Raw genomic sequence first — 26,641 nt, forward strand, 5'->3', positions numbered from 1 at the left:
AGTCAAGAAATTGTCTAAAATAAATAAAGCCAATTTCTAAGTACTTTCAAAGCAATGTCTTAGCAACCTAGAGCTGCTAAGACATTTTTTATTATCGTTCTTCTTTCGACAATACCTCTACCAAGGTGTACGTTATACTAGAACCATCCATGGGTGGATTAGCAATAGCCGTTTGTTTTACATTAAGATTATAAACATACCCCTCTTCGTAGGTAAATCCATCTATTTCACTGTAAAAATATTCCCAATTGTTACTACCAATCAAGCTTCCTTGTTGAACTAATAAACAGGTTTGAACCGCCTCTCCCACACAATCTTCTGTGTAATAATTTACTCTAAAGTTAGTTCCTTCAGGAATTTCATTATTAAAATTCTCAGACGTTTTTTGGCAAGACATCAAAAGTATACTCCATAACATCAACACATACATAGGCATTTGCTTCATGCTCATAATCTAATTTTTTTATTTTTTATAAATTCTATTAATTAATACTCCGTTGATTATTCCCTCTGGTCATGAGGGCGCAAGCTTAGTTTTTTAGTTTTTCTACGAACCCGTAGGCTCACGAAGTAAAAACGTAAAAAAGCATCTTGCATTAGTTTGATTATCAGTCTTTTAGCATAAAAGCCAGCAAAAGTATATCTTGCTGATAATCAAACTAATACGATTTTTCAACGGAGTAATGTTAATCAGAGACTATTAAAACCAGTGTTTTGGTATCTCACTCCTATTGCTGGAAAAACGAAACGAACTTAGTTTAGGCAAGCGAGGGATTGTATTTTAACATTTACAGTAGCAACTGAGTCCTAAATCTAAATTGAGGCTAACAAGATTTTTTATAAAACTGTTTCCTCTTTTTTATAAAAAATGACTTAAAATAGTGACTTTTGCAGCACAAAAAAGCTTCTTTGAAAGCATGCCAAAATACTTTAAAAGTAATAGAGTTATGAGTTTTGCAGACAAATTTGTTCGTACCGCACAACGTGTTTTACCTTCTCCATTTACAATAGCAATTCTATTAACCGCCTTCACGGTTATTTTAGCCTTGTTATTAACAGAATCAAAAACCAACCAATGGCATCTACTTGAAATTCTTTTTTATTGGGAAGCAGGCTTTTTTGATTTCTTAAAATTTGCGATGCAAATGATGCTAATTTTGGTATTGGGACACGTATTAGCATTAACACGCCCTGCCAACAAACTGATTAATAGCTTAGTTAGGCATTGTACGACAACCGCACGAGCAGCTTTTATTGTAACTTTTATCAGTATTTTAGTCGCTTTTTTGAATTGGGGATTAGCCCTCATTTTAGGAGCTATCTTTGCCCGAAAAGTAGGCGAACACGCCTCTCAACATAATATTTCCATTAACTATCCACTTATTGGGGCAGCAGGTTATGCGGGTTTAATGGTCTGGCATGGCGGTTTATCTGGTTCAGCCCCTCTAAAAGTTGCCGAAGAAGGTCACAAATTCGTTGCACAAATTGGATTAATTCCTTTTAGCGATACCATCTTTTCGACAATGAACTTGGTATGTATGATTCTATTGCTTACCATTCTTCCTTTAGCTATGTATTGGATGGGGAAACGGGTTAAAAGTACACCTCTACACCTAACTGAAACATCTTCATCTTCGACATCAACTAATGAAACTTCACTTACTGGCGCAGAACGGCTAGACTATTCTCCCATTCTTTCTACTGCTTTAGGGCTGATTATCGTTTTTATTGGTTTTTATAAAGTTCTAATTGCCCCATTAACACAAGGACAAGGATTTGACTGGAGTTTTAGTTTTATCAACCCCAACTATATTATTTTTATGTTATTTGGGTTTGCCATTTTATTGCATGGTAGTTTTTTCAAATTCAATCAAGCGGTAAGTGAAGGCATTGGAGGTTCTGCGGGTATTATGATTCAATTTCCTTTTTATGCAGGTATCATGGGCATTATGATTGGTTCTGGTTTGGTAGATGTTTTTTCAAACGCATTTACCGAAGTTTCTACCACAACTACCTTCCCCATTTTTACATTTTTTTCGGCAGGACTAGTAAACATATTCGTTCCAAGCGGTGGTGGGCAATGGCTGGTACAGGGTCCCATCCTAATCGAAGCTTCTCAACAATTGCATGTTCCAATTGAAAAAAGTATTATGGCGCTTTGTTATGGCGATCAGATTACCAATATGTTACAGCCTTTTTGGGCGCTTCCACTGTTGGGCATTACAGGTTTAAAAGCAAAAGAAATTCTTCCTTACACGGTATTTTTATTACTAATAGGAGTCGTTATATTCTGTTCAATTTTAATTTTGTTCTAATTTTAACATTCACACAATACAAGAGTCCTCTACAAATATTTTGGCTCAACATGGTTGTCAAATATTTAGCGGACGATTAACAACAATTATGATGAAAAAGAAAATTCTAGCCTTAGTAACAGGCGGCACTTTTGACAAAGAATACAACATGATCAAAGGAGAACTTTATTTCAAAGACACTCATTTACCAGAAATTTTTGAAAGAGGTCGTTCTACTCTAGACATTACCGTTCGAACGTTGATGATGATTGATAGCTTAGAAATGACGGAAGATGATCGATCCATTATTGCCCAAAATTGCAAACGTTGTAATTTTGAACACATTATTATCACGCATGGAACCGACACTATGGTAGAAACAGCCAAGTACTTAGCTGAAGCTGGCATTGAAGGAAAAACCATCGTTTTATTGGGCGCTATGATTCCTTATAAATTTGGAATGTCTTCGGATGGTTTTTTCAATTTAGGGGCTGCCCTAGCTTTTGCTCAATGTATGCCTCCTGGCATTTATATCGCCATGCACGGAGAGTGTTTTAATTGGGACGATGTTCGCAAAAATAGAGAAACGGGTTATTTTGTTCATACTAAAGCCGTAGAATAAGCGACTTTTATTGGGTATGATTTGATAGAAGTACTTTAGTCTTCATATTTTTCATTATCTTTGCGATAATTATTTTGGAGTTCATCTAAATTTTGTCTTCCAACAATTGAATAAGTGCTTCTACAAGTTGCTTTTAGAATTTAGAAAGATACTCTACCTGACACTTACGAATATATAATACAATACTATACAATGATTAATTTTTTACGATTTTTTACCATAGAACGCCAATTTATTCTCTTCATTGTTTCTTTGATTGCAATTGTAGGATTGCATAGTTGGGCTGGTTTTGCAGGATCTTGGTTGCCTATTCTTATTGTAATTATTTTGGTTGCCAAACACTTGCTTATTGGTACGGTCAATGCCGCAGCAATGAAAATGCAACAACAAGACTTTGATGGAGCAGAAAAATTGTTAAGCTATACTTTCAAACCAAGCTGGTTGCGATTTACTTATCACGGAATGTACTACTGGATTAAAAGTACCTTGGCATTCCAAAGAAAAGATTTTAAAGAAGCAGAACGTCTTTCTAATATAGCTTTAGGCTTAGATTTGCAAGATGATTTTAAGGCAATGATTTATTTGCAACTAATCAACATCTATGGTAGCAGAAACAACCGAATGAAAGTAAAAGAGTTGTACCAAAAAGCTAAGAAGCTGAATATTACGCAAGAATTGGTAAAACAAAACATACAAGAGGTTGGCTTGATGCTACAAGGCAAGCATGCAGAACAGAAAAAAATGATGGGAAAGAAAGCACAACGCTCTATGATGAATCAAAGTTATATGCGTCGTGGACGTAATAAAAGAAGGTAATTTTTTGATTCTATTCGAACTTAGCAACAATGATTTCTCCTAAACTTAGATTGGTACTGATTGTACTGTTTTTGATTTGCGGTATTATAGCTCCCTTTGCGCAACTAGGGAGCTATGTAATTTTTGCTTTTTGGGCAACTGCCTTTATTCTCTTGATGGGGCATTTTAGGCATGGTCCTATGTTAGGAATTTTGGTTGCCTTACGCAAAGGCAACATACCTCAGGCAGAACAATTAATTAATTCCATCAAGCGTCCTAATTGGCTAAGCCCTAGGTATCAAGCCTATTATCACTTTGCCAATGCATTAATTGCTTCTCATCATCAAGATGTAGATGCTGCCGCAACGCATTCAAACACAGCCCTAGAGTTAGGCTATTTGCACACCAAAGAGAAAGGCATTTTACTTTATAATTTGGCTAGAGTAGCTTTTGAGAGAAAAGAATGGAATAGATCAAGAGAGCAACTGGTACAACTCAAAAACCTTCCTATCAAAGACTTGCATCTAAAAAAACGTGTAGAGGAGTTGGAACAAGCACTCCATCAAATGCCATAATACTACTACTATTTATTCTGCCACCACAAACACTAGTCAGGCTTTGGCTTTTACATTTCGTGGCTATCTGGAATAAGTATTTTCTAAAAAATTCCATTTTTTCAAGAAAACAAGTATTTTTAGTACTTACATTTTGCTTGACCTCAACATTGGATTAGATTAACACTATGAAAAACTGCCTAAGTTGCAATACTACCCTGCTTCCTAATGCTTTATTTTGTCATAATTGTGGCAAACAAGCAGACGGAGATGGTGTTGTTTGTTTTGCCTGCAACAACCTTAATCCCAAAGGTGCTAGGTTTTGTTCTAGATGTGGTACGCCAATCAACATTCAATATACTCCTAAGCCTAATATCTCACCTGTTTATGGCTTAGATTTTAACGACATTCCAACATTACCAACACAACTCTCAGAAGCATTTAGGGTGTCAATTAGTTTGGCATTAGAAGCTGAAAACAACACTGAAAAAGAAGCACTTTTTCTCCAGACTTTTGAAAAAAGCACTTTCAAGCAAAATTATTTGGAAGAAGCAACCATTCTAATGACACAAGAGTTTGAAGACATATTTGAGGAACGAGGAATTAGTGCCTTCAAGGTAATTGAACACGAAGTAGAAAAACAATTTGCTGCATTGTTGGAACGTTTCTTTATTGAATATTGCAACCCCTTGCTGCCCCACCAACTTTCTAAACAAATTCTGCATTATCAGGAAGCTAGCTTTCTAACAACTAACTTGCACAGAATGGTCAATGCCTATTTGTACCTAGATGAAGAAGCACTGATCGCTTATAGTAATGCCATTGATATTCCTCTAAAAAAACTTAAAAATGCTCGCTCAACATTTTTTAGTCCTGAAGCGGGGGAAATTCCGTATGCTTTTATTGATCACACATTACTTCGTTCAGGCAAAGAGGGGTGTATTTTAACGGCTAAGGCAATTTACTGGAAAGCTTATTTTCAAAAATCAGCTCGAATTGAATATTTGGATATTCAAAAGTTAAATTATTATAAAGATCGAGTGGAGATTAACGATATTTACTTAAATATCAACCCTAGTATCAATTATAAAATATATCGTTTACTAACACGATTGCGCACCCTCTCCTATTAAATCTTTTAGCCCGTTTTACTTAGCCCATCCTCCTATTTTTTCTACTTTTTTTCAGTCTTTTTAAAATTGGTCTACTAATTGTATGCTTCCTTCTGTGAGGTCTCTTAACTTAGCTATTGATTGGTTATTGACGTTTGTTTCAAATATTAAAATTTTAAAAATTCTTTCAAGAAAAAGAAAGTTTTTTTATAAAAAATTAAAAGAGGTGTCAAAGGAACTTTTTTGTAAAAGAATACGTTTCGTCCGTTTTTTTAGTCCTATTGTCTGATATTCTGTACACTCTGTCATGTTTGCGAATCTTACTAAGCTAAAATCCATACTTTTTTATTATCTTTGTTAAGTAGAACTCACTTCAAATAAATACATATTTTAAGGGTGCAAAATAGCCCGTCAATGATTTTTAAAACATCTTTCATTAGCTGATTGCGAAAATTTAAAATTCAATCTATGAAGTTTTTAGCATTACTCCTATCGTTTTTATTTATTTCAAATGCTGCGCTAATTGCGCAACAAGCCGAACAAACAGAAGCGTATCAATATAACATTGATTTAAATAATGTTCAAGAGGATCAATTATCAGTTGAGCTTATTGTTCCCAATGAAATAACAGATAAGGATTTAACATTTAAGTTTCCTAAGATTATCCCTGGCACTTACGAGATTTCTGATTATGGTCAGTTTGTAAGCAGCCTAAAAGCTTTTGATAAAAAAGGTCGTGAATTTGGAGTAGAGAGAGTTGATCAAAATACATGGAAAATTGCTGGTAAAAAGATCTACAGAATCACTTACTTGATTCAAGATAGCTGGGATGCAGATATTCGCAAAGCTGTTTTTGAACCAAGTGGAACCAATATTGAAGCTTTAAAAAATTATGTTTTGAGTGCCAATGGGTGTTTTGGTTTTTTTGAAGGCAAGGAAAAATTACCCTATGTCGTTACGTACAATCGCCCTTCTAATTTTTATGCGACAACATCATTAAAACGTATCGGTGGTGATTTTGACTCTGACGTTTTTAAAGCTCAAGATTATCACGAATTGGTAGATGCACCTATCATGTATTGTGTGCCAGATACCGTGAATTTCAAATTGGGGTATGGAGACATTCAAATTTCTGTTTATTCTCCCAATGGACTTGTAACGGCTAAAGATGTTGCCGAAAAGGTACGTCCAATGCTAGAAGCACAAAATCAATATTTAGGAAATATTCTTCCAGTAGATCGCTATTCATTTATCATCTACTTATCTCCTACTGGTTATCCTTCAGGTGCTGCGGGTGCTCTAGAACACGCACGTTCTTCTCTCTTCTGTTTGATTGAAGAAAAGCCTGAAAAAATTTCAAAAATGATTGTAGATATTGCTTCTCATGAGTTTTTTCATATGGTGACTCCCTTGTATATCCACTCTGAAGAAATTCATAACTTTGACTTTGTGGATCCTAAAATGTCAAAACATTTGTGGTTGTATGAAGGTGTCATCGAATATATGGCTCAACATATGCAAGCTAAGTATGATTTAGTTTCTGACGAAGCATTCTTAAAAACCTTACGTGACAAGTTGAAAAACTCCAATCGCTTCAAACAAGGGATGTCTTTAACAGAAATGAGTAAAAACTGTTTGGTAGAGCCTTATGCAAAGCAATACCAGAATATTTATTATAAAGGAGCTATCCTGGCAATGTGTCTAGATTTGGAATTGTTAAAACTATCCAAAGGTAAATACGATATTCAAATGCTACTAAGAGATTTGTCTGGCTTTTATGGTCAAGACACTCCTTTTAAAGATGAAGAGTTGTTCCAAAAAATAATTGAAATTACAGGCTTCAAACAACTAAAGAGTTTCTTTGAAAAATATATCGAAGGAACAGAAACACCTGATTATAACGTCTTTGTAAAGCCATTTGGTGTCGAATACCTAGAAGAAGCAACTGTGGACGAAATTTCTCCTCTTGGTGGAATTGAAAATGGCGTTATTGGAAGAGATTCCCTAGATCGTTTTTATATTCGTAAACACGAAAAATTGGATAAATTTGGAAAAGAATTCATTGGACTACAAAAAGATGATGTTATCCTAAAATGGGATGGAAAACCATTTACTATAAAAACAGCATCGGCTGTTTTGTTCGGCTTCTTGGGTGGTGTCAAAGCAGGTGATAATCTAAATATTGTTATCCTTCGTAAAGACGAAAATGGAAAAGAAGTAGAAATTGAAAAAAATATTGAAGTTGTTAAAATTCCCACTATGAAAAAACACGTTTTCAGAATGGTAGAAAATCCAACTGACGAGCAACTAAGAATGCGCAAACGCTGGTTGTCTAAATAAAATATTGCTCTCGCGCTCAATCTAAAAATCCCTTGTTGTTTGAACACAGCAAGGGATTTTTTTTGCAATGTTTTATAGGTTCTTACAAACTAGAGCTTTTTGTTTCAATTCCTCTACTTTTACGTACAATTTTGATCTCTTAATTCGTTTACCTCATTACCGTATAATTCTGTAAATCCTAAATTAGTAGCCTTTTCTAAATTTATACACGCAGAGAAAAACACTTCAATGCCCCATCTTTCCCCATAGTATATTTTACCTTGAGAAAGTGGTACATTACTACTTTGTATCCGTTTAAAGTTTAAAGCTTGCTTTACTCGGGAATTTATTACTTTACTCAATTTTGAGTAGCTGACACTTCCTAATAAGAGAAGTCCCAGTATCAATTCATTTAATGGAGAATACCCCTGTTTTTATGGCTTTGGGAAGTGAAGCCTACACCATAGAAAATGGCAAGGAGTTTTTCAAAAAAGTACTTGGACCTAAAAAAATGCAATTCGCAGAGAACACAGAGCATTTTGATTTATATTGGAAACCCTAACACGTTAAACCAATTAGTGAAAATTTAAACAAGTTCTTCAGAAGCTATTTGGCATAAGAAAAATTAAGTGAGGCTGTCTGAAAAGGGCAGCCTCTATAAATATTTTAACGTTTCTGATGTTATTTAATAATTATTTTTTGAGTATATAAACCATTGATATAAATTACATACAAGCCACTTCTTATATTATGCAAATGAACCTGCTCTTTATCATTTGATGTAGTCGTTTGATAAACAATTTGCCCTACCGAGTTAATAATTTCAATCGTCTTAGACTCATATTTAGCATTTATAAATTCTAAGGTAAAAGTGCCTGTATTAGGATTTGGAAACACCTTAACTGAATCAAATATAGGACTATTTAACATTGTCATCCCTACAACTAAAATATTGTAACAATTTGATGTATCTACACAGTTATTGTTGGTAATAATAACGGCGTAGTTTCCTGTAGAATCAGGTGTAAAGGTTGAATTAGTTGCACCATTAATCCATTGATTATTATCACAATTGACCCATTGATATGTCGCAGCCATTGTCGTTGCCATTAATGTATTTCCAACTAAGCTTAGACTTGTATCAATACTTGTTACTTGAATGGTTAGCTGAGTATTCGCTGTACAACCATTACCATCCGTTCCTGTTACATTGTACGTTGTTGTTCCGCTTGGTACAAAAGCAATTCCATCTACTGCTCCATTATCCCATACATAACTTGCCGCTCCTATTCCTGTTAAGGTGATTGACTCGCCTGAACATACTACTGTGTCTGTACTGCTTGCCATTACTATTGGTAAGGTATCTACTGTTATCGTTAAGTTACCTGTTGCACTACAACCATTACTATCTGTTCCTGTTACATTGTACGTTGTTGTTGTACTTGGTACAAAAGCAATTCCATCTACTGCTCCATTATCCCATACATAACCTGCCGCTCCTATTCCTGTTAAGATGATTGACTCGCCTGAACATACTATTGTGTCTGTGCTGCTTGCCATTACTATTGGTAAGGTATCTACTGTTATCGTTAAGTTGCCTGTTGCACTACAACCATTACCATCTGTTCCTGTTACATTGTACGTTGTTGTGGCACTTGGTACAAAAGCAATTCCATCTACTGCTCCATTATCCCATACATAACTTGCCGCTCCTATTCCTGTTAAGGTGATTGACTCGCCTGAACATACTACTGTGTCTGTGCTGCTTGCCATTACTATTGGTAAGGTATCTACTGTTATCGTTAAGTTGCCTGTTGCACTACAACCATTACCATCTGTTCCTGTTACATTGTACGTTGTTGTGGCACTTGGTACAAAAGCAATTCTATCTACTGCTCCATTATCCCATACATAACTTGCCGCTCCTATTCCTGTTAAGGTGATTGACTCGCCTGAACACACTACTGTGTCTGTGCTGCTTGCCATTACTATTGGTAAGGTATCTACTGTTATCGTTAAGTTACCTATTGCACTACAACCATTACTATCTGTTCCTGTTACATTGTACGTTGTTGTGGCGCTTGGTACAAAAGCAATTCCATCTACTGCTCCATTATCCCATACATAACCTGTCGCTCCTATTCCTGTTAAGGTGATTGATTCGCCTGAACATACTACTGTATCTGTGCTGCTTGCCATTACCGTTGGTAAGGTATCTACTGTTATCGTTAAGTTACCTATTGCTATACAACCATTACCATCTGTTCCTGTTACATTGTACGTTGTTGTGGCACTTGGTACAAAAGCAATTCCATCTACTGCTCCATTATCCCATACATAACTTGCCGCTCCTATTCCTGTTAAGGTGATTGATTCGCCTGAACATACTACTGTATCTGTGCTGCTTGCCATTACCGTCGGTAAGGTATCTACTGTTATCGTTAAGTTACCTATTGCACTACAACCATTACCATCTGTTCCTGTTACATTGTACGTTGTTGTGGCGCTTGGTACAAAAGCAATTCCATCTACTGCTCCATTATCCCATACATAACCTGTCGCTCCAATTCCTGTTAAGGTGATTGACTCGCCTGAACATACTACTGTGTCTGTGCTACTTGCCATTACTATTGGTAAGGTATCTACTGTTATCGTTAAGTTACCTATTGCACTACAACCATTACCATCCGTTCCTGTTACATTGTACGTTGTTGTTCCGCTTGGTACAAAAGCGATTCCATCTACTGCTCCATTATCCCATACATAACTTGCCGCTCCTATTCCTGTTAAGGTGATTGACTCGCCTGAACACACTACTGTGTCTGTGCTGCTTGCCATTACCGTTGGTGAAGCAATTACTGTGAAATTTTGGGTTGCCGATACGGTACATCCTGATCCATTCGAATAAGTATAAGTCACCGTATGCGTTCCAATACCTGCTGAGATTGGAGAAAAACTAGTTCCTGTAACGCCTGATCCAGTAAATGTACCTCCTGTTGAATCAACGGTTAAAGCAATTGGTCCTTCGTTACTACAAAAAGTAGTTTGGTTATTAGTTATATTAACGGTCGGACATGGATAATCTGGTTCAAAATAATAAAAACCTCCATTGTACTCTCCTGCTAAAAATTCTAACACTCCATCATTATCAAAATCACCAAAAGCAGTTGTTGAAAATTGTCCAACATCAATCGTATCAAAAGGACTTTGAGTCATTAATACATAATTAGGCGTTGTAACGGTTCCTGTATTTTCATAAAATTCCACTCCTCCTGCATTATTTCCCAACATTAGATCAATATCTCCATCACCATCATAATCAATTAAATCAGGATGTAAAAATATACCACTTGTTAAACCATCAAAAGGATTCTGAGCACCTGCTCGCTCTACAAAAACAGGGTTATTAGCGGTTCCAGTGTTCTCAAAGTACTGTAAAGAACCACTTCCTCCTACCATGTCCAAGTCTCCATCATTATCTATATCCGCAAAGCCCGTTCCTGGAAAATTGCCAAGTTGTGTCCTATCTAGAGGATTTAAAGGAGATGCACCACTGCTATTGCTAGTAAGACCTCCTCTTCGAGTAAAAATAGGACTGGTAACAGTTCCTGTATTTTCCCAAAAAATCACATCATCTACTTGGTAATTACTGTAATTTAATTTAGCAGAAGTAAAAGCATCAAAATCATTATCATTATCTATATCTGTGAATGTAATTTGTAACTCATTGGTAACAGTTCCTGCCACATCTACCGTATCAAATGGATTTTGAGTATTATTTAATTGCCAAATAGGATTGGTTGAGCTACCTATATTTTCATAAAAAATAACTTTTCCTTGATTCGTTCCAGAAAAAATATCTAAATCACCATCGTTATCAATATCCACAGCAGAAGGAGAACTCAATCGCCCTGTGCTAGACGTATCTATTCGTATAGAGGTTCCTATTTGTTGTACGTATCCCGTTGGGAGTTGTGCATAACTAGATTCTAGACCAAACCATATTAGCGCAATTAAGCATAAACTTATTGTTCTCATTATTTTCATAATTATTATTTTTTGAGTAAAGAAATATTATCTTGTTTTTTAATGACTTCAATTAAAACTTAGCAAAACCTTCATTTTGGGCACGGGAATAACAGGCCTAGATTAGGTAACCAACCTAGGCTGTTATAGACTTTACCCAAATAAACTCAGTGATCAAATGAGTTTATTTTTGTAAAAAATTTCAATTTATATTGTAGTATTACAAAAGTAGATGTATTCCAAAAGAAGCACAAAAAACGAAAGGGGACAAAAGGGGGACTCTAGACTTTTATTTTTTCAAAGCGGGTGCATATCCTATTCTCAAAGAGTGGCAATCGCCAAAACTGCCACCTTTTCCTTCTAGGAAAACTGCTAAGAGGTTCAGAACTTGACTAAAGTAACTGATTTGGGGTTCTATTTTGTTGTTGAATTCAATAAATTTAATTCTTCCAACAGAATAATAGGATATAGCTGCTTTGATATCGGTACTTGCTGTACCAGTCTTTATAGATTTAAAAATTCGAAGTAACATTTCAAAAGATCTAAGACCAAATAAAATACAACTATCATCTACATTACTTGCGTCCTTGATATAATTGGCTTTTGTAATTGCCTCTATAAGCACTTCAATGATATTCTGAACAATGGCTGATTGAGTCGTTGGCACACTCCCCATGTCTGGAGGTAACATAGGTACAATATCTCCTGCATGTTGATAACGAGTAGTTTTGGATTCTAATCCCAAGTCATTATTATAACGCTCCATAAAGGATTTCCCTCCTGCACTTGGAGCAGCAAAAACAACTACTTTTTCCACGTCATACGCTATTTCCTTTAGCTTATATGCTGCCAATACAGCTACTCCTCCTCCTTGACTGTGTCCAGTTATGTATAGTTTTTTTGTTGTCCCCCAATTTTTTATAGTACTATTTATTTCATCGAAAATAGTATGTAACTCAAAAGCAAAACCTGAATGTACTTCAACATTTCCTTCCCAATGAGTAAAATTAAATTGAAGGTTCGTTAGCCAATCATCCAACATGGGACAATCCAACTTTTCATGACTAATAGTTCCCCTAAAAGCAATGATAATTCCCTGTTCTGTCTCCAATAAAAGGCAAACCGCTTCTCCAAATTGAATAGCTTTAACATCAAGAACCACTCCTAATGCTCTATACTCCTCATAAGCTGCTCCGCTGGTAGGAGGTATAAATATCCCATTATTAATTTCATAAGCTATGCTAGAGGCACATAGCATCTGATAGTCTGAAAAACCCATCGTAATATATTTTTATTGTAAATAAATTTAATAAATATCATTACAACAAATGTATATAAACAGTAGGTCGAAAGCAAAATCAGAAGGGGGACAAAAAGGGTAAAGTCCTAGATTAAATTTGCTTCAGGTAAATATCTAAGCGTAAGTCTGGCGATAATTCAAGTTTTTTACGAAGACGGCTTCTCCCTTTTTTAATTGCCTCTGTTGTGACACCCAAAATTTCTGCAATTTCCTTTCGAGTCAAATTCAGCTTGATAAAAGAACAAAGTTTCAAATCACCATTACTAAGATGGGGGTGCTTCTCAGCTAAGCGCCCCAGAAAACCACCGTAAATACTGTCAATTCGATCTTTCAAACTATTCCAGTGATCCTCTGAGTTTATATTATTCTCAATCAACCGAACTAGTTTTCGAAGTTCCATTTTAGTTTCTGGAACGCTCCCTGATTTCTGGATCAGCTCTAACTTTTTCAAGATTGTATTTAAGAAAGAGTGGCTTTGATCAATTTGTAGTGCTAATCCTGCCAATTCTTTCGTCTTTTGGGAGAGTTCTTGCAACTTTAGCTCTTCTAACAAACTGGCTTTATCTTTTTCTGCTTGTACTTGGGCTTGAATAGAACTTTGCAAAGTCAGAATGGCTTTGACTCGCGCCAGTAATTCAATTTGCTCTACTGGTTTTCTCAAAAAATCAATAGCTCCTGCCGCTAACGCCTTCTCCAAAGCTTGTGAGTTCGTCATAATTCCAGTATACATAATTACAGGAATAGAAGCCGTAAGAGGAATTGCTTTTAATATCTTTAACGCTTCAATTCCATTCATAATCGGCATTTCCCAATCCATCAAAATCAAATCGGGCAAAGCATGATTAGCCACCTCTACTGCCATCTTACCATTAGAAGCAACTAATACAGAATAAGGATTTTCTTTTCCCCTCAACGTATTAATAACCAAACTTCTATTGTTAACATCATCATCAACAACCAGTATCTTACTCATCTATTTTATTTTTGCTTGCTCTAATAATTCCAAATAAAGGTTTTCATCAATTGTCTTGACACTTTTATCAATCATAATCATCCAATCTTTGATGTTGCTATTATTCTTAACCTCAATTGTTTCAAGAACTTGATAAATTTCAGAAGCATAAAATATTTTTAAATTCTCCAACTCCAACAAAGCCGCCTGCAAGATCTGCTTCTCTTCCAAAGAAAAGGATGGTAATTCATGTTGAATATTAATTATCCCTACATTATTCTTGATTGCTGATGATGGTTCATTTTCTTGTTTAGGATAAGCTATTGGTAAGGTAAACCAAGCTACTGTCCCTTGCCCTAAGGTACTTTCTATTCCTATTTCTCCACCATTTTTAAGAACAAATTCCTTGCATAATAACATTCCCAAACCTTGCTTCTCTCCCTTTTTTTCAAGTAAGTTTTGCAAAGTTTTCTTGTCCATTCCAACACCATTGTCTCTAATCTCTATCAAAATAAAGCCACCCTGTTGTTTACTTGAAATTTCTAAGGTTCCATTTATCTTTAAAAATTTAATTGCATTGGTAATTAGATTTCTAAAGATTGTATTCAACATATAAGCATCTGCTTGCACCCAGTTATATGCTAATTTAGTTTCAATCCTAATATTTTTAAACTCAATCATGCTTCGAAGTAAACCGAGACTCTCTTTTATACTCGATTGCAAACTAATAGTTTTAGGAGCAAATAAAAGTTGTCCTGTTTGAGTTTTTGTCCATCCCAATAAATCTTCAAATAGAAAATAAGCATTACTAGAAGAGTCTCTTATGCTTAATAAAGAACTTTCCAATTCCTGCAAATTTTGTTCTTCCAAGTGCTTGCTTAAATTTTCTGAAACACCAATCAAAACACTAAATGGAGTTCTTAAATCGTGTGCTATAATAGAGAATAACTGATCTTTGGTATACTGTAGTTCTTGTAATTCTTTGGAAGTTTGCTTCTGTTTTCGATACAAGTAAACAACTAATAATAAGATAATTAGAACCAATAATGTAGAACCAATATAAAGTTGATTTAGTTGTTCTGTAAATTTATTTTTTTCATTCAATCGTACAATTTCCTGTTCTTTCTCTTTCGTTTCATATTCTTCTTGCAAAGAAAAGACAAGAGAATCTTGATGCATAGCAATAAAAGCACTTTTTGTGGTTTCTGCAAAGTCAAAATACTTTGCCACACTATCCATCTCATTTAATTTAATATAACTTTCACATAAACCCACAAAGATATTATGTACTCCTACCGCATTATTCACTTTTTGAGCAAGGGGCAATGCCTTTTTCATATACTTAATAGCTGTTGGATAATCTGCCCTGCTCAAGGCATAATCTGCCATGTCCAAAAAAGCGCCTGTTCCTACAATAATATTGGAGTTGATAAGATTTATCCATTTAGAGGATTCCACATAATGCAAATCTGCATTTATTGAATCTCCAGTTTGGACATAAGATTGATGTAAAGCAATGTGTGCATCAAATATTTCAGAAGGTATTTCATAACTTTTGGCAATTTCTAGGTGCTCTTTTGTATAAAAAATAACACTATCCCACTGTTCTTGATACTCTAAAAGTTCTCTTATTTTTCTCAAAACATCCATTCGGCTTTCTAGTGGAATTTCTGAATTTTCACGATACAACTCCAAAATTTCAGTTTTATAAGCTCTAGCTTTTTCGTATTGTCGAAGTATTTCGGTAACATTCACAATACCACATAAAGCCCCCAACATTCCCTGATGCCAATCCATTTCCTTTGCTATATCTTTCATTTCAAGATATGCTTCTAATCCCTTCTGATAATTTTCTTTATACAAATAGGTGGTGGCTTTTCCTGAATATAAAGCCAACAACATTTGAGTATGTTGCTGTTTTTTTGCTTCGACAATGCCTTTGTTAATATAAAGAATGGCAGAATCTAGTTTACCAAGTTGAGCATAGTTTTCTCCAATTTCTAATAATGGTCTTGCATATCGAATTACATTAAGTTTGGGATTTCGAGACTTGCGATAAGCTTGCTCTCCCCAATATAAAGCCCCTTCATAATAGGTCTTAGCCAAGTCATATTTCTCTTGATAACTTCTTACCAATAGGTTATTGTAATAAAACTCTGACAACATCCAAATCGCTGTTTTTATCGTTTCTTGCTGTTTCGAGGTCAAATTATTATAATACTCAATGCCAGCGTCACCAATCTCAATAACCTTTTCTCCATCCTCTCCTAAACCATATTGATAAACAAATTGAATACATTGGAAAACCGACATTTGGATGCTATACAGACCTTCTTCATGTGCCTCCTTTCCTAAGATTAAAAGCTGTTCAATATGCGGGGCATACATCGTTGGATCTAAGCCATTAACATAGGGTTGGCTATCAAAAATAGCTTTTAGTTCTCTTGCAATTGCTAAATTAAGTTCACATCGTTTGGACGCTTCCTGCTCGCAAGCTTCCTCCAACATTCCTAAATCTGTAGACTCCAGTATTTGGCAATGGTACCAAAAAACATTACTAAACAAAGAATCTGATGGTGCATCAAAGACAGAAGCCTTTGTCTGTGCATGAATTGAGGAACTTCCCTCAAAAAGTAATAAAATTGCGATAAAAAAAAATTGCCACTTCCCCATATTCAGCTATATTGATAATTAGTAGTTTCTCTCTTCTTAAGAAACTGATTAAATTTTATATTTACAAATAAATTTAGAATATTATAGGGGGACATTATGGTCCCTACCCTAAATTTAGTTTTTCAATGAAAAAATAAAAAGATTGCCACGAAATTACGCAACAATCTTTTTATTCAATTATTTTATTCTATCGGTTAAATGCCCCCCAAACAGTAGAAATTGCCTATACAACTTAGGTTTCCTTTAGAGAAAACTACTCTATTTCCTGTTTAATTTTTCTCATCGTATTAGCAAAGGTACCAGCAAAAGTAGCTATTTTTTTGAAAGCTTAGTCCTTCTTTGAGGGTTTTAGTAGCCGATTTTGAAATGTATTTATGGTTTAACAAGTATACCATCAGATACGATAATGCGAGAAAACTTCAACAAAAAAGTCCCTTTTTTATGAGGGATCTTTCGTTGAAAAAATACTATTTTTTTAATTTTGACACAGCTTAGTGAAACCTTACCAACAAATGCTCTGTTCAATATCGTTCGTAATTACGATGACGAGTTTTGTATCAATTTTTCAAAGAACTTTTATCTGATGGTTAATTTTGTCCATCTACTTAAAGAGTTAATTTTGTTAATTAAATGTAAAAGCATAATACAAATATTTATTTTATCTATTTTATAATCTATTATTGTAAACAACTCTAATTTCTTAATCAACCCATAACCCAAAATTCCTCTCTATTGATATAATATTACTTCCAAAATTTTATTTACATTTTAGATATAAGACTATTTCTTTATATGAATCAGTCTAATTCAGCAATTCTAACGATGTAAGAAAATATATTAAATAATAATAATATCAAATAGCTATTCTAATTGAGGTCGAATATTGACCTTTCTAGCGATTATTTGATAGATTAAGTTCATTGAAATAGTAGGAATAAAATCAAAGAGTACTCGAACTTTCTGCCTTAAATCACGCAATGTTTTTGCTTCTTTTAAGGCTTGTTCAAAACTTTCATCAACAGCCCTTGTAATCTGGTCAACAAAAAATGCTAATAGCATAATCAAAGCAAATACTGTTGACAAGTAGAATTTTCCATGACCATAATTATGTTCCAAATTGTAGTCTTGATTCTTCAAGGTGTTAAATGTCTCATTTTCAATTTTCCAACGTGCTCTTCCAGCTGTGGCAATAGATGAAACATTTGATTTAGTCAAAGTTAGGTTGGTAATCCACTTATTGGAATAAACCACTTTATCTTTTTCTAAATCATATTCTTCGTATTCTAAATAGTTTACGATAATATCTTGGTTTGCGCCATTTAGAATGAGGTTAGATGCCCACCTGTATCGACACAGAGTCTTTTCATTTTTCTGGTATTGACACTGATGCAAACTATCCTTTTTTCTAAGTTGCTTAACTTGTTCCAAAACATATCCTTCCTTGATTACTATGATGTAATCCATTTGGATATCTTGTGCTTGAAGTGCTTTAATAGTTGGACCATCAGCATATAAAGCATCTAAAAGAATTAAGATCTTTTCTTTTGGCAGTATGCTGCGTAAATGTGGAAATAATCGTTTACATGCCTTTCGTTCACAATCATTCTTTTTTGAACCATCCTGCCGCGTTATTGCTTCTCCAAAAACAGGAAAAACGGTCTTGAAATTAGGATGAACTACACTCGCTGCTAACAATTGGTGATGATGTTCTATTGTACCATTTTTTCTTTTCTTTGTTAAACATTGAGAACAACCAATCTTATTGGAAGAAAATGTACCTGTGGCATCAACACTTACTAGCAAATGTTGGTCTAAGTATCTTCTACTTTCGAGTATTTTGAGCCTTTCCAAATGTTCAAAGATTGTTTTAAAAGTAGGTTGAAAAACAGATGGTTGGACAGCATCTAAAATTTTTCGCATCCCATTATCTGTTGGAAGCTTACTAATTTTAAAGACTTGTTCTAAATTGTCCTTACGATGAATGGCATTATCTATAAAACTCAATAATGATGGATCTTTTAGACCAAACATAGCAAATGCTCCCATTAAACAATCATGTAGCAAATATTCTGTATGCCCTTTTCGATCGTCTGGAACTTGGTGAAACTCTTTGGATACTATTTCTACTAATTTGTCGTACATCGTTTACTTTTTAGTAAATGTACGTTCCTTTTTCAATGAACTTAAATATTATTTTATCATATAATTCTGTTTATCGTTAGAATTGCTGAGTCTAATTCTATTATATTTAAGCTATTACTGTCAGTTATAGATAAGGGATACCTGTCCCCCATTTTGTCCTGATCATACAAAATTAAACCCCACAGGCGTTCAACTCACTTACGGAAAGTGAGCTAACTCAAATTTTAAAATTCTATTTTAATTATGAAAATTCAAGAAAGTAAATTCGGTCAATTTGAAGCATTCAAAGTCAACAACCTTAAAAACGTAATGGGAGGGAAACAAATTGTTGATAGTGCTACATACAGAAATGGGCAAGCTGTAGATTCTCAAGCAAGCACTGTTTATGACAATTGGGATGAAGCTCGTGCAGATAACTGTGACACATTAAGTTGTCATGACGCAGAGTTTGATTGTGAAGATATGACTCCTACGGGAGAGTAATTATTTAAAATCCAAAGACTGAGTTGTTAAAAACAACTTAGTCTTTTAATTTCTTAACTAAAAGAAAGATAACTTTCAACAAAAATGTAATATAAAATATTATGAGGTTAGTTTGTTTAATATTCTTGTTATATATCTTTAATAGTAAAGATAATCTCCTTATTGCTCAAAACTATATCCAATATCACAATTTAGTGAATGAGGCAGAATATTGGCTTTATAAACAAGAGTATAAAAAAGCAGAAAAGCTTTATAAAAGAGCCTTTCGTCTAGAGAAGGCTTTTTCTAAAGACAGCTATTTATTGGCAAAATGCTATGCACTCCAAGGCAAAAAAAAAGCTTGCCATAATTGGCTAAAAAAAAGCTCTGCTACACCTATTTCCTTCACTCCTTACCTTATACATAACCCTAATGAAATTCAGAATTTTAAAAGAATTTTTTCAAAAAAAGGTGAATTTGATAAACTGTCGCTTGAGTTAAAATCTATCAAAAAAGAAGTAGACAAACAATTTAAAAATGATACTTACAAAATGTTACAAGACACTATAGCTGCATTGTGTTTACAGGATCAATTGTATAGAAAAAACGCCACACAAGAAGAATTGAACAATGATTTGTACCTAAAATTACTTCACCAAAATGATTTAGACATACAACAAAAGTTATTAGATATAATAAAAAAATATAGCTATCCTGGATACCCTAAGATTGGGACAGATAATGGTAATTTGATTTTAGTTCATATACTGAATGATGATAAAACACACAGAATCTATAAGGAATTGCTGTACGAAGAATTGAAAAAAGGTAATATTTTGCCTTTTGGTTATGCTTACATGATGGATAGGTGGCATCTTGTTAATAAAAATATTTGTTATTTATCAATGCGCATTTATACCCAGAAACTATGTACAGAAGATGATTATGAAGGAATTGTAGAAAGAAGATTGAACATAGGACTTAGTATCTACTTTACAGGTCAAAGAAGAAAGTTTTCTACATACAATCTACATCCATGGGTAAATGATGAATTTGTAAAAAAACACTCCTTCCTAAACAAAAAATGCAACTAATATGATTTTAGTACTCACACATCAACACGATGGTTCTACAAGGCAGATTTTGCGATGGTTAGATTATTTTGGAAAAGATTTTTTAGTCTTACATAAACACAAAGATTGGCTCAATATTAAATCTATTGATCTTCAAAAAGAATCTATTATTTTCGAAACAAGAAGCACTATTTTTTCTCTTGATGAGGTGGAATCTGTTTTTTGTAGAGGTGGTGTTATTCGCATATCTTCCTTTGTAAAACATCCTGGTACATTTAAAGATTTTCATACAAGTCTTCAATATTTTATGGCAGCACATTCTGTTGCTCATATAGATACTATTATTGATACCTTGTTTAGAAAAAAAGCTATTGGAAAAAACGCAGGTGGACGATTTAATAAAATTCTTGCTCTCGAATCTGCAAAAAAAGTAGGGCTAACAATTCCGAAAACAATATTTACCACAAGAAAAAGGGAAGCCTTGGCTTTTTACGATAAAGAACAACAAGTCATTACCAAAAGTTTGGATATTAATTTTGAGTACAATAATTATGAAAAAAGAGAAGGTTTTTTTCAATATACAGCCAAGGTTAGTCGAGAACAATTGGAGCTTCTCCCTGAAACATTTGGGTTAACTATTTTTCAAGCAATGATTCCAAAGAAGTATGAAATACGAACCTTCTTTTTGAATGATACCTGCTACAGCTTTGCCATATTTTCACAGCAAAACAAAAAAACTACCGTTGATTACCGATGCTATGATACAGAGTGGATGAATCGAACTGTCCCCTTCCAGTTACCAAAAACGATAGAAAATAAGCTCATCCTTTTTATGGCTGATTCCAATTTAAAAACTGGTTCTATAGATTTGATTTATGGACTTGATAATCGCTTCCATTTTCTAGAAGTAAATCCAATTGGTCAATTCGGCTATAATTCTGCTATCAATAATTATCAACTCGAAAAGAAAATTGCCTTAGAACTCGTATAATAAAATGACCATGCTCAATTCCAAATTAGAACAATATATAACCGAAAAAACAAGCATTGATAAAAAGAATATTCCTGCCGACTTATATTTTAGTGAGGAAATATTAAGACCACTTGATCAGGAAGAAATAGAAGTTGAGGATAAGAAAAAGGAAGCGAATGTTGTTTTATCTGTGAAACCAATCAAAATGTCGAAATACAATTATGAGGGAAAAGAAATTTATGTCCCTATTAAGGCTATTTCAAAAATATTAAACCCTAATAAAATCGTATAATCATGAAATTGTTCGCTGCAAACTGTAAAGTAGTACGAGGACAACAAAGAGCTTGCCTAATAGATTTACAACATCAAGAACTTCGTCTAATTCCGTTAATTCTGGCAGATTTTTTAGAAGAAAAGTGCACGTATGAAACCTTAGACAACTTGAGTAAAAAGATGCTTTTAGAGCTTAAAAGTTTAGAGATGGTCTTAGATATAGAAAACAATGAACGTGATTTCTTTCCTGATATTCCTTTAGAATTTGATACACCTTATGCCATAAGTAACGCAATATTGGATTATAATTCATCGTCTCATTACAATCTCATAGATGCTCTAAAAGCCTTAGAAAGTGTGCGATGTCCACATATAGAAATACGGTTCTATGATATTTTCAATATTGACTTACTCCATGAAATTGGAGCAGCTCTATTTGACAGTATAATTGATTCTATCGACCTCTATATTCCTTATAGTGCAGAACTATCGTATGATGAATTAGAGCAACTAAAAATCAACAACATCCGTTTTAGATGGATGTTTATTCACTCTGTTCCAGATAATTACTCATACCACAAAACATATCCATTCTTAAAGCATACGACAGAAAAGATAGCCGATCAAAGCCATTGTGGAGTGGTACACTACTTTTATTTTGAGTTACATATTTCTGTTTTCACAGAATCCCAACACCATAATACCTGTCTTAATCGAAAAATATCTATCGACACGCAAGGACGTATCAAGAACTGTCCCTCGATGCAACAATTCTTTGGGCACATTTATGATACTTCATTAGAAGATGTAATTTCGAATCCAGCCTTCACAAAAGTATGGAACATCAAAAAAGATGAAATTGAAAAATGTAAGGGCTGCGAGTTTCGGCATATATGCACCGATTGCCGTGCGTACTTAGAGCATCCTGAGGATTTATATTCTGCGCCATTAAAATGTGGGTATAATCCCAAAACGTGCGAATGGGAAGACTGGAGTACCAATCCATTAAAAGAAAAATCCATCCAATACTATAACCTTCAACCTACTTCTTAACCCTGCTTAGAATATGCCCATAAAATTCCCATTCTATAAACAGCTAGACGCAATGGATTGTGGTCCAACCTGCCTTAAAATGATTGCACAATGGCATAGCAAATCTATTCCATTGCAGTATCTACGAGAGCAAAGTTATATTACACGAGAAGGGGTTTCTATGTTGGGTATTACAGAAGCAGCAGAGAATATAGGTTTCAGAACTATTGCCGTTCAGCTCAACTATGCAAAAGAGGGTGATGTACCTGGACTGATGCAATTTCCTCTCCCTTGCATTGCCTACTGGCAACAAAAACACTTTGTTGTTGTCTACAAAATTTCCAAAAAATACGTATGGGTTTCTGATCCCGCAGAAGGGAGACTCAAATTAAAACGATCTTTTTTTGAAAAAGGATGGTGTAATAGAGGAAAAAAAGGCATTGTACTAGGACTCGAAACAACTCCTGCTTTCTATGAAGAAAATGTGGTAGAGCAAGACAGCTCCAAATGGAGGTATCTAATAGGATATATAAAGCCCTATAAGCGACTCATTTTGCAATTTATATTGGGTATGATGGCAGGATTAGTCTTTCAACTCATTTTTCCTTTTCTCACCCAATCTTTGATAGATGTTGGTGTCAACAATCAAAATATAAGCTTTGTCTGGTTGGTACTCATTGCGCAATTGGTTCTGTCAATCAGTCAAGTATTTGTTCGTTTTATTCAGTCTTGGATTGTGCTTAACATTGGTCGTAGAGTAAACGTCAATTTGATTGCTGATTTTTTGGCCAAAATGATGCGGCTGCCATTAGGCTTTTTTGATGCAAAAAATGTCGGGGATTTGTACCAAAGAATCAGCGATAACCATCGAGTAGAATCTTTCTTAACAGGCTCTATTCTCAATATGTTATTTTCTATTGTTACCGTTGTCGTTTTTTCGGCTATCTTATTGATGTACAACACGCTTATTTTTGCCGTTTTTTTCTTCTTCTCTATCCTCTATTTATTATGGGTGTGGGGATTTTTGAAATGGCGAAAAGAGTTGGATTATATGACCTTTCAGCAAGCATCCGAAAACCAACAGGCTTTGTATGAAATCATCAACGGGGTTCAAGAAATAAAGCTGCAAGGAAGTGAACGCAAACGACGTTGGAAATGGGTCGAAATTCAAGCCAAGCTCTTTAGTGTCCAAACTAAATCCTTAGCATTACGCCAGTACCAAGAATTTGGAGTTTTACTTTTTTCAAGACTCAAAGATATTCTCATATCCTTTATAGCAGCTACAGCGGTTATTAATGGGGAAATGACCTTGGGAATGATGGTTGCGGTACAGTATATTGTGGGGCAACTAAGTGCCCCCTTTCAGCAATTCATAGGCTTTGTCTACGCTGCACAAGATGCCAAAATCAGCTTGGAGCGAATGAGCGAAATTACGTCTGAGAAAGACGAGAATACGCAAGACGTCATTCAAACACAACAACTCCCCAATAGCATTGAGTTGGAACTTCAAGATGTATCTTTTTCCTACAATCCCATTTCATCCGCTGTCTTACAGCATGTTAATTTAAGAATTCCCCCAGGAAAAACAACCGCCATTGTTGGCGCAAGTGGAAGTGAAAAAACAACCTTATTAAAATTACTCCTTGGATTTTACGAGCCACAAAAAGGAAAAATACTGGTTGGAAAAACACCGTTATCATCCGTTGATAAACGCTACTGGAGAAGCTTGTGTGGAACCGTTATGCAAGATGGGTATATTTTTTCTGATACGATTGCTCATAATATTGCAGAGAGCGACACTTTGATTGATTATCAAAAGCTCGATCACGCTATAGAAGTAGCGAACATTAGTGATCTGATAGACGATCTTCCTTTAGGATATAATACCATGATTGGCTCAAAAGGGAGTGGTATATCGCAGGGACAAAAGCAGCGTATTTTGATTGCAAGAGCAGTTTACAAAAATCCTGACGTACTCTTTCTAGATGAAGCAACCAATTCGCTCGATGCTACCAATGAACGCAAAATTGTAGAGAATCTTGATAGGTTTCTTGAATCAAAAACGGTTATTGTAGTCGCACATCGGCTGAGTACGGTTATGAATGCGGACCAAATTGTGGTTTTAGATAACGGACAGATCGTAGAACAAGGTACTCATAAATCATTGCTCCAAGAACAAGGGAAATATTATAGGTTAGTTCAAAATCAACTCGATGTAGAACAAGTTGGAACAAACAAAGAATAAATATGCCAGAAAACACTCCATCATCTGAATTTACATTAGTAGAACAAGCCATGGGAAATCCCCCAGGATGGCTTACCTATTGGGGCATTACTGTAATTTTTATTTTTCTAGGCGTTACTTTAGGGATTACAGCGATAATCCGTTATCCAGATGTACTCCAAGCAGAAGCAATAACCTATATAGACCGCCCACCTATTGATGTATTTCCACAAAAAAATGGAATCATACAGACCTTATTCGTAGGTAATAATGACACAGCTGAGTATGACAGTCCTCTTCTTGTTTTAGAATCTACGACTGATTGGAAAGCTGTCTTGGCATTAGACAGTCTCTTACAGCAAAAAACACGCTCTATTGTCAATGAAGATTTACGTTCTAAGGAATTAGGTGAACTTAATACCTTGTACCAAGAATTGGCTCTTTTAGACACACAAATAAAGGATGCCAAGAGAAGTGACATAACAACGAAGCAAGTTACAGGTATTCGCAATGAGATCAAGCAAAATAAGGTTCTTAATGCTTCCTTATTAAAACAAAAAGAAGTCTTTGAAAAAGAATTAAGCAATGTCAAAAAAGACTTGGAACGCTCTAAACAATTACTCCAAGATGGAGTTATGAGCCAACAGGAATTTGAGAAAAAAGAGAATACGTATTTGCAGAGTGAACGAGAACTTCATCGAATGGAATCATCTATTATTTCTAACAGGATAAAGGTGCAGCAGCTTGAACTTCAAATTCCAGAATCGGACAAGCAAAGACACGATCTTTTCTTTCGCTTAGAAACGGAATTTGCAAAAAAGAAAGAAGCTCTAAAAACAGCAATCGAACAATGGAAAACGCAATATATCCTTCATGCTCCATCATCAGGAACCGTTGTTCTTAGTAGCAACTTTCAAGAAGGAAGTTCAATCAAAACGACTGAATCAGTTGTAACCATAATGCCCCTTATCTCGCAAAAAAAGTCATTCCTCAAAGCCAAAATGAATGCCAATGGTATTGGGAAGATAGCCATTGGGCAAAAGGCAACAGTTTATTTTAGTAACTATCCTTCGGCAGAATATGGAACATTGTCTGCAACGGTTTCTAAGATTGCTCCAATTCCTACTGAAAACCAGTATGAGATTCTTTTAGATCTTCCGCAAGATTGGGTGACCAATTATGGCATTGTAATTCCTAAGCAGCAAAAAATGAGTGTGACAGTTGCTGTACAAACGAAGGAATATACTTTATTGGAGCGTGTTTTTGCTGGATTGTTGGAGGTAATTGAAAGATGATACTTAATTGTGCCAATCAGAACCTAGCATGACAAATATAAAGTAACCATTTTTTGACTTTACCCCCTTCTTTTTTGAGGGGCAAAATCAAAAAATTAAGTCAGTTTTTTTCTTAGTACATCTAATAGTGTTTGACCATTCAAAGATCCATAGGGTCTGTGGCAGTTGTAAAAAATCTCCCACTCTTTAAACATTTTCCTAATGCCAATATCACCTACGTAATCAATTAGTTGATAGAATTCCGTCTTATCAGTAAGATTAGATCGTTCAACTTTTCCGTTGAGATGTCTGAAAAGTAAAAATCAGGCAGCCTCGTTTATTTTTGCACAAAAAGCAAGATGCATTATTGTAATTTAGATATGTAGTTGGATTTTAGCTGAAAAAAGCTTATTTCTTCTTTATGAAGCCGTTTTTACTCTATTATCTCCCTTTTTAGCTTCATTTTGCCCTAAAACCGACTCAATTGAGCAGACTCCGTCCACTGGAGCTACAAGTTTACTCCCCATTCGGGCTATATTCA

The 26,641-nt window shown here is 34.8% G+C and carries 21 protein-coding genes; 14 read left to right on the forward strand and 7 right to left on the reverse strand.

Translation table 11 applies throughout. The annotated features are described in order from the left end of the window. Positions 1-91: 91 nt before the first annotated feature. Positions 92-451 carry a DUF4377 domain-containing protein gene (locus QP953_RS19795; protein ID WP_309552552.1) on the reverse strand — a complete coding sequence of 120 codons (360 nt, stop codon included), beginning with the start codon at positions 449-451 and terminating at the stop codon, positions 92-94. A 496-nt stretch (positions 452-947) separates the two neighbouring features. Between QP953_RS19795 and QP953_RS19800 the strand changes: the two genes are divergently transcribed. From QP953_RS19800 to QP953_RS19830, 7 genes are all read left to right on the forward strand, one after another. After that, positions 948-2,315 carry a short-chain fatty acid transporter gene (locus QP953_RS19800; RefSeq protein WP_052593536.1) on the forward strand — a complete coding sequence of 456 codons (1,368 nt, stop codon included), beginning with the start codon at positions 948-950 and terminating at the stop codon, positions 2,313-2,315. 88 nt (positions 2,316-2,403) lie between these two features. Next, positions 2,404-2,916 (forward strand): asparaginase domain-containing protein, encoded by a 513-nt coding sequence (locus QP953_RS19805; RefSeq protein ID WP_231512758.1) that lies wholly within the window; start codon positions 2,404-2,406, stop codon positions 2,914-2,916. A gap of 192 nt (positions 2,917-3,108) precedes the next feature. After that, positions 3,109-3,732: a hypothetical protein gene (locus tag QP953_RS19810; protein WP_052593469.1), complete on the forward strand. Its 624-nt coding sequence runs from the start codon at positions 3,109-3,111 to the stop codon at positions 3,730-3,732. 29 nt (positions 3,733-3,761) lie between these two features. Further along, a complete protein-coding gene (locus QP953_RS19815) occupies positions 3,762-4,286 on the forward strand; it encodes a hypothetical protein (protein WP_052593467.1) in 525 nt (174 codons plus the stop codon). 167 nt (positions 4,287-4,453) lie between these two features. Further along, a complete protein-coding gene (locus QP953_RS19820; protein WP_052593466.1) occupies positions 4,454-5,398 on the forward strand; it encodes a zinc ribbon domain-containing protein in 945 nt (314 codons plus the stop codon). Between the two features lie 447 nt (positions 5,399-5,845). Next, positions 5,846-7,717, forward strand: coding sequence for a peptidase M61 (locus QP953_RS19825; RefSeq protein ID WP_052593464.1), 1,872 nt, complete (start codon positions 5,846-5,848; stop codon positions 7,715-7,717). A gap of 394 nt (positions 7,718-8,111) precedes the next feature. Beyond that, complete coding sequence (locus tag QP953_RS19830; RefSeq protein WP_309552553.1) at positions 8,112-8,258, forward strand: hypothetical protein; 147 nt, start codon at positions 8,112-8,114, stop codon at positions 8,256-8,258. Positions 8,259-8,377: 119 nt separating this feature from the next. On the opposite strand, the gene QP953_RS19835 is transcribed toward QP953_RS19830, so the two are convergent. The 5 genes from QP953_RS19835 to QP953_RS19855 all read right to left on the reverse strand — a co-directional run bounded on the left by QP953_RS19835 (position 8,378) and on the right by QP953_RS19855 (position 18,789). After that, positions 8,378-11,743 carry an FG-GAP-like repeat-containing protein gene (locus tag QP953_RS19835; protein ID WP_309552555.1) on the reverse strand — a complete coding sequence of 1,122 codons (3,366 nt, stop codon included), beginning with the start codon at positions 11,741-11,743 and terminating at the stop codon, positions 8,378-8,380. A gap of 268 nt (positions 11,744-12,011) precedes the next feature. Further along, complete coding sequence (locus QP953_RS19840; protein ID WP_309552556.1) at positions 12,012-13,001, reverse strand: lipase family protein; 990 nt, start codon at positions 12,999-13,001, stop codon at positions 12,012-12,014. A gap of 112 nt (positions 13,002-13,113) precedes the next feature. Beyond that, positions 13,114-13,995, reverse strand: a complete 882-nt coding sequence (locus QP953_RS19845; protein ID WP_309552558.1) for a response regulator — start codon at positions 13,993-13,995, stop codon at positions 13,114-13,116. Beyond that, on the reverse strand, positions 13,996-16,647 hold the full coding sequence (locus tag QP953_RS19850; RefSeq protein ID WP_309552560.1) for a HAMP domain-containing sensor histidine kinase: 2,652 nt from the start codon (positions 16,645-16,647) through the stop codon (positions 13,996-13,998). It abuts the gene before it with no gap. An 861-nt stretch (positions 16,648-17,508) separates the two neighbouring features. After that, positions 17,509-18,789 (reverse strand): transposase, encoded by a 1,281-nt coding sequence (locus tag QP953_RS19855; protein WP_309552563.1) that lies wholly within the window; start codon positions 18,787-18,789, stop codon positions 17,509-17,511. Between the two features lie 243 nt (positions 18,790-19,032). Here QP953_RS19855 and QP953_RS19860 point away from each other — a divergent pair, with 243 nt between their 5' ends. From QP953_RS19860 to QP953_RS19890, 7 genes are all read left to right on the forward strand, one after another. Beyond that, positions 19,033-19,272 (forward strand): hypothetical protein, encoded by a 240-nt coding sequence (locus QP953_RS19860; protein ID WP_309552565.1) that lies wholly within the window; start codon positions 19,033-19,035, stop codon positions 19,270-19,272. A gap of 194 nt (positions 19,273-19,466) precedes the next feature. After that, the gene (locus tag QP953_RS19865; RefSeq protein ID WP_309552567.1) at positions 19,467-20,345 is read left to right on the forward strand and encodes a CDC27 family protein; all 879 of its coding nucleotides are present in this window, start codon (positions 19,467-19,469) and stop codon (positions 20,343-20,345) included. Between the two features lies 1 nt (position 20,346). Beyond that, the gene (gwsG, locus tag QP953_RS19870) at positions 20,347-21,315 is read left to right on the forward strand and encodes a grasp-with-spasm system ATP-grasp peptide maturase (protein WP_309552569.1); all 969 of its coding nucleotides are present in this window, start codon (positions 20,347-20,349) and stop codon (positions 21,313-21,315) included. A 10-nt stretch (positions 21,316-21,325) separates the two neighbouring features. Next, positions 21,326-21,589 carry a hypothetical protein gene (locus QP953_RS19875; RefSeq protein ID WP_309552571.1) on the forward strand — a complete coding sequence of 88 codons (264 nt, stop codon included), beginning with the start codon at positions 21,326-21,328 and terminating at the stop codon, positions 21,587-21,589. Between the two features lie 2 nt (positions 21,590-21,591). Then, complete coding sequence (gwsS, locus tag QP953_RS19880; protein ID WP_309552573.1) at positions 21,592-22,623, forward strand: grasp-with-spasm system SPASM domain peptide maturase; 1,032 nt, start codon at positions 21,592-21,594, stop codon at positions 22,621-22,623. Between the two features lie 13 nt (positions 22,624-22,636). Next, positions 22,637-24,847 (forward strand): peptidase domain-containing ABC transporter, encoded by a 2,211-nt coding sequence (locus QP953_RS19885; RefSeq protein WP_309552575.1) that lies wholly within the window; start codon positions 22,637-22,639, stop codon positions 24,845-24,847. 2 nt (positions 24,848-24,849) lie between these two features. Further along, the gene (locus tag QP953_RS19890) at positions 24,850-26,121 is read left to right on the forward strand and encodes an HlyD family efflux transporter periplasmic adaptor subunit (RefSeq protein ID WP_309552577.1); all 1,272 of its coding nucleotides are present in this window, start codon (positions 24,850-24,852) and stop codon (positions 26,119-26,121) included. Positions 26,122-26,216: 95 nt separating this feature from the next. Here the strand turns inward: QP953_RS19890 and QP953_RS28620 are convergent, their stop codons facing one another. Further along, positions 26,217-26,348: a hypothetical protein gene (locus QP953_RS28620; protein ID WP_408913542.1), complete on the reverse strand. Its 132-nt coding sequence runs from the start codon at positions 26,346-26,348 to the stop codon at positions 26,217-26,219. Positions 26,349-26,641 lie beyond the last annotated feature (293 nt).

The sequence above is a fragment of the Aureispira sp. CCB-E genome (assembly GCF_031326345.1).
In the GTDB taxonomy this organism is placed as follows: Bacteria; Bacteroidota; Bacteroidia; order Chitinophagales; family Saprospiraceae; genus Aureispira.

Excerpts from the sequence above, each read along its gene's own strand:
- QP953_RS19795 (WP_309552552.1), bottom strand. The coding sequence starts at position 451 with ATGAGCATGAAGCAAATGCCTATGTATGTGTTGATGTTATGGAGTATA.
- QP953_RS19800 (WP_052593536.1), top strand. The coding sequence starts at position 948 with ATGAGTTTTGCAGACAAATTTGTTCGTACCGCACAACGTGTTTTACCT.
- QP953_RS19805 (WP_231512758.1), top strand. The coding sequence starts at position 2,404 with ATGATGAAAAAGAAAATTCTAGCCTTAGTAACAGGCGGCACTTTTGAC.
- QP953_RS19810 (WP_052593469.1), top strand. The coding sequence starts at position 3,109 with ATGATTAATTTTTTACGATTTTTTACCATAGAACGCCAATTTATTCTC.
- QP953_RS19815 (WP_052593467.1), top strand. The coding sequence starts at position 3,762 with ATGATTTCTCCTAAACTTAGATTGGTACTGATTGTACTGTTTTTGATT.
- QP953_RS19820 (WP_052593466.1), top strand. The coding sequence starts at position 4,454 with ATGAAAAACTGCCTAAGTTGCAATACTACCCTGCTTCCTAATGCTTTA.
- QP953_RS19825 (WP_052593464.1), top strand. The coding sequence starts at position 5,846 with ATGAAGTTTTTAGCATTACTCCTATCGTTTTTATTTATTTCAAATGCT.
- QP953_RS19830 (WP_309552553.1), top strand. The coding sequence starts at position 8,112 with ATGGAGAATACCCCTGTTTTTATGGCTTTGGGAAGTGAAGCCTACACC.
- QP953_RS19835 (WP_309552555.1), bottom strand. The coding sequence starts at position 11,743 with ATGAAAATAATGAGAACAATAAGTTTATGCTTAATTGCGCTAATATGG.
- QP953_RS19840 (WP_309552556.1), bottom strand. The coding sequence starts at position 13,001 with ATGGGTTTTTCAGACTATCAGATGCTATGTGCCTCTAGCATAGCTTAT.
- QP953_RS19845 (WP_309552558.1), bottom strand. The coding sequence starts at position 13,995 with ATGAGTAAGATACTGGTTGTTGATGATGATGTTAACAATAGAAGTTTG.
- QP953_RS19850 (WP_309552560.1), bottom strand. The coding sequence starts at position 16,647 with ATGGGGAAGTGGCAATTTTTTTTTATCGCAATTTTATTACTTTTTGAG.
- QP953_RS19855 (WP_309552563.1), bottom strand. The coding sequence starts at position 18,789 with ATGTACGACAAATTAGTAGAAATAGTATCCAAAGAGTTTCACCAAGTT.
- QP953_RS19860 (WP_309552565.1), top strand. The coding sequence starts at position 19,033 with ATGAAAATTCAAGAAAGTAAATTCGGTCAATTTGAAGCATTCAAAGTC.
- gwsG (WP_309552569.1), top strand. The coding sequence starts at position 20,347 with ATGATTTTAGTACTCACACATCAACACGATGGTTCTACAAGGCAGATT.
- QP953_RS19875 (WP_309552571.1), top strand. The coding sequence starts at position 21,326 with ATGCTCAATTCCAAATTAGAACAATATATAACCGAAAAAACAAGCATT.
- gwsS (WP_309552573.1), top strand. The coding sequence starts at position 21,592 with ATGAAATTGTTCGCTGCAAACTGTAAAGTAGTACGAGGACAACAAAGA.
- QP953_RS19885 (WP_309552575.1), top strand. The coding sequence starts at position 22,637 with ATGCCCATAAAATTCCCATTCTATAAACAGCTAGACGCAATGGATTGT.
- QP953_RS19890 (WP_309552577.1), top strand. The coding sequence starts at position 24,850 with ATGCCAGAAAACACTCCATCATCTGAATTTACATTAGTAGAACAAGCC.